Here is a 3,750-nt window from a genome sequence, read left to right on the forward strand (position 1 = left end):
AATTTTTTATTATAAGATTGTCTTTTCAATAAGTCTTCAACTAAATGAATAGCGTCATTTTTTCTATTAGCCTTTACATAACTTTCAATAATCGTTACGTATTGATCATCGTATGGGAATTTCTCTTGCTTAGTTAGTTCAAAGGATTTATCAAAGTAATATGTGGCTTTTTCATAATCATTCAGGTATAGATAAGTGCCTCCATTTCCAAAGTAAAGCTCTGCGCGTTGAAGATTATTTAGAGTGGTTAATCTTAAACCTTCTTCTCTAATCTGAAGAGCTATTTCATACTCTTTTCTCTCTTCGGCATTAAAGGCTTCCGAATGGAAATGCTTAAATTTTGTTAATTTTTTCTTTGGCCTATTTAATTGAATGATTAACAAAACCGCAATTAAAAGTGTGATTATTGAAAGAAAATCACCATAACCTAAATTAGCAAGATTGTATTGCTTTATTCGATAAATCAAATGAAAAATATCGAAAATGAGAAGAAAAAATAATATATAGAGGATAAATTTTCTCAAAAAAATGACCTACTTTCTAATACCGAATAATTCCATTATATATTACGTAACCATTTATAGAGTATCTAGTATTTTATTCAAGTTCTCATGATTATTCCTATAAGAAACTTTATGTTAACTAGATTTGTATACAGTATTCATTCTATCCTTGGGACCTACTTAAACTACTGGCAGGTGGATTTAAAAAGATGTTGAATATATTGTAAAATCTTGAGGTTATTGTAATAACCAGGTTGGAGGGAGAAAACTGGAAAGTTCATTGTTAATGAGAACAGAGGCATCTTGTGCTTTAAATTTTTTGATTTACATTCAAAATATTTACCTCAATCAAAATCTTAGTAAGGAAGAATATAAATTTCCATATTTTCCATTGAAAGTAGATTTTAAAGAAGAGTTTGAATTAAAGTATAAAGAATTATGGGGTGAAATTTCACAAAGAATATCTGACCATCATAGTAATGGTGTGAAAATTTTTCATGAAAAAAAAGATTTATATTTTCAAAGTTTGTTCATAGATAACAAAGATAGTTATAAAAATTATAGTGAAATTTATCAAACATTTCGAGTTTGGTGGGATAGCCTTGCAGGCGGTTTTTCTATAGAAAGATCAATTGATGAAAAGAGCGAAAAATTATATGTAGAATTGGCGAATTCCCTAATACAAAGAGAAATTGTACCTCAAAAAGAATTAAATATTTACTTAGTTTATGATGAATGTCTATTAAATTTAGAGGTATCATCTTATTTTGCTGTCCTTTCTGTAAAAGACTTTTTTGTTAAGTACAAAGAATTGGTTCCGAAATTACAAAAATGTATTTATTAAGCTATACGGCTTTTTTGATTGAACAAGCAGTATAAAAGGATCTTCGGCCGAAGATCCTTTTTCACATGCCGATAAGTTGATTATGTTAACTTACTTGAAGGTCATACGTATTTCACATGGAATAATACATATATGAGTTTGAGTGAAATGAGGGTGACAATCTATGAGTGTAGATCAAAAAGCATCCATAAGAAGCATTTTAGAAGTATTAGCACAAGAAGGAGTAAAGACAGGCGATGTGGCTAAACAAATACCTGGCATAAGTGAAAAACCATTTAGAAATGCATTAAAAGAGGCTGGATATGAATTTAGAAACTCTGGTCACAAGGGTTGGTTTTTTATTGGAGAAGGTGAAGAACCCCTTGATAAAAGTATTTTTGATTATGTAAAATCGAGTTCACATAAAGTTCATGCACCTTTCACACGAAGTAATCAGAAGTTTGCAAAGAGTAATAAGGAATTCACGAATCATTCACCTATTGTTCATGAGCAGTTCACCCAAGATGAAATCCATATGATTAAGGAAATGCTTAAATCATGGCAAGAGGCTACCCCAACTACACAAACCAATGAGCCAAGTCTTTATGACCGCGTCAAACAGTTGCCACAAAGTGACAAAACAAGAAAGACTATTGTTATTGATCGTGTCATTGGTAAACGTTTAGATGAGTTTTGTGAAGCCGAGAGGATCAATAAGTCTGATGTGTTGCATTTAGCATTAGCCGACTTTCTAGAAAAATATGAAAAGTGACCAAAGAAACAAAAAGGATTGGATATCTAAGAGGTACCCAATCCTTTTTTTGCCGATAATTAGTCTTATGTTAACTAGTTTTGTATAGAGTATACATGTGATTCTAAAGGATCTTGTTCATTTGTTGCAGAATAATTTAATAAGTAATTGGTATTTTTTGTAGTAAAGTTAGAATATTAGATATTGAATTTAAGGAGGATAAGAAGTGAAGAAAATAACAAAATTTTTCTTCTTTTCGTTATTGATATTACTTTCCTTAAACGGATGTAATTCAAGTAATGTAAATGAGGATATATTTCAATTTAAAGATTCATATGTAGGCGATAATAGTGCAGTAAGGAGCATTGTAAGGCAATTACCATTGGGTGAATATTTTAATGGGTTTGAACTTAAAACCAAAGAAGAGCCTTATGGAATGATTTTGAATTATACAAATATGGATGCAGAAGAAATAGAAAAAAACTACAAAGAAACGGCAATATACAATGCTACATTTATATTTACATTAGTCAAAAATGCAAAATGGATTACATTTAATTTTGATGACCAAGAATATAAAATAACAAAAGAAGACTTAGAAAGATGGTACGGAAAAAATTTAAGTGAATATACGAGTGAAGAAGACCTAACAAAACTCACAAAAAAATATTTAGAAGATGAAAGTAAAGTGAATCAGTTTTTAAAAAAATAGAGTACTTCTTCCTCAAGTGAATGGTGTTTAGTTCAATAAGCAGCTAAAAGGATCTTCAATCGAAGATCCTTTTGTCATTGCCGATAAGAGACTTTATGTTAACTAGATTTGTATAGAGTATGCATATTAATTGGGGGATCTTGTTCAACTAAAGGATGCAGGATAAAGGGATATTATGTTAGATTAGTTAATATATAGAGGTGTGATATCAGTGAAACTTAAAAAATTAACTATCAAGCAACGACTTTTAGTTGTTCTACCCTTAACATTTGTAGTAATAGCTTTTTTAATGGTATCTAACTATTATTTTAATTACCAAGAAATTAAAGCGTTAAGTGATGGGTGCTATGGTAAAGGTGGCTATCCCTTAGTAGAAAGGGATTTAGGGGTTTTTAATTACTCCTTTTCTTGCAAATTTGAAATAATTGATTAACGATCAATACTAACTTAGTGCGTTAGTTACAAACAGCTAAGAGGATCTTCCAACTGTTATTATCCCCTTATAGTAGACAGTAAAAAGAAAGGATTGTACTGTCTTCTATGGAGGGGATTTTTTATGGGAAAAATTAGAACAACCTATAGAAAAGAAATTAAGCTAAAAGCGATTAATTTATACCAAAAGAAAGATATGGGTATTAGATCAATTTCCAAAGAGTTAGGGATTGGATATACAACTGTGCAAAGGTGGATAGCTCACTATAAAAGAGAAGGTATTCAGGGGTTAGAGGAAAAGAGAGGAACATATCGTAGCCCACTGAAAGGTGGACTTAAAAAAGACTCTGAAAGTGATACAGAAAAAATAAGTCGATTAGAAGCAGAGAATGCCTATTTAAAAAAGCTCTTAACTGCGAAAAGGGGGATGATACCGGAAAAGAAAAATCAATAGAATACAAAATAATTCATGAACTTAAAAATCAATTTACCATCATCATGTTATGTATGATAGCAGGTGTTTCAAAGA

The 3,750-nt window shown here is 30.4% G+C and carries 6 protein-coding genes; 5 read left to right on the forward strand and 1 reads right to left on the reverse strand.

The features are described from left to right. Positions 1 to 524 (reverse strand): hypothetical protein (locus HNP81_RS23425; protein ID WP_182504168.1); only part of this gene is annotated, 524 nt, incomplete at its 3' end. A gap of 265 nt (positions 525 to 789) precedes the next feature. Here HNP81_RS23425 and HNP81_RS23430 point away from each other — a divergent pair. From HNP81_RS23430 to HNP81_RS23450, 5 genes are all read left to right on the forward strand, one after another. Further along, positions 790 to 1,347, forward strand: a complete 558-nt coding sequence (locus tag HNP81_RS23430) for a hypothetical protein (RefSeq protein WP_246399574.1) — start codon at positions 790 to 792, stop codon at positions 1,345 to 1,347. A 163-nt stretch (positions 1,348 to 1,510) separates the two neighbouring features. Next, entirely contained in the window at positions 1,511 to 2,098 is a 588-nt protein-coding gene (locus tag HNP81_RS23435; protein WP_182504169.1) for a hypothetical protein, read from the forward strand. Positions 2,099 to 2,303: 205 nt separating this feature from the next. After that, positions 2,304 to 2,789: a DUF4825 domain-containing protein gene (locus HNP81_RS23440; RefSeq protein WP_182504170.1), complete on the forward strand. Its 486-nt coding sequence runs from the start codon at positions 2,304 to 2,306 to the stop codon at positions 2,787 to 2,789. Positions 2,790 to 3,000: 211 nt separating this feature from the next. Next, positions 3,001 to 3,222: a hypothetical protein gene (locus HNP81_RS23445; RefSeq protein ID WP_182504171.1), complete on the forward strand. Its 222-nt coding sequence runs from the start codon at positions 3,001 to 3,003 to the stop codon at positions 3,220 to 3,222. 123 nt (positions 3,223 to 3,345) lie between these two features. Next, positions 3,346 to 3,675 (forward strand): helix-turn-helix domain-containing protein, encoded by a 330-nt coding sequence (locus tag HNP81_RS23450; RefSeq protein WP_182504172.1) that lies wholly within the window; start codon positions 3,346 to 3,348, stop codon positions 3,673 to 3,675. The last annotated feature ends 75 nt before the right edge of the window (positions 3,676 to 3,750 follow it).

The sequence above is a fragment of the Peribacillus huizhouensis genome (assembly GCF_014138605.1).
GTDB classification, from domain to species: Bacteria; Bacillota; Bacilli; order Bacillales; family DSM-1321; genus Peribacillus; species Peribacillus huizhouensis.

Coding starts and splice junctions, on each gene's coding strand:
- HNP81_RS23430 (WP_246399574.1), top strand. CDS start 790: ATGAGAACAGAGGCATCTTGTGCTTTAAATTTTTTGATTTACATTCAA.
- HNP81_RS23435 (WP_182504169.1), top strand. CDS start 1,511: ATGAGTGTAGATCAAAAAGCATCCATAAGAAGCATTTTAGAAGTATTA.
- HNP81_RS23450 (WP_182504172.1), top strand. CDS start 3,346: ATGGGAAAAATTAGAACAACCTATAGAAAAGAAATTAAGCTAAAAGCG.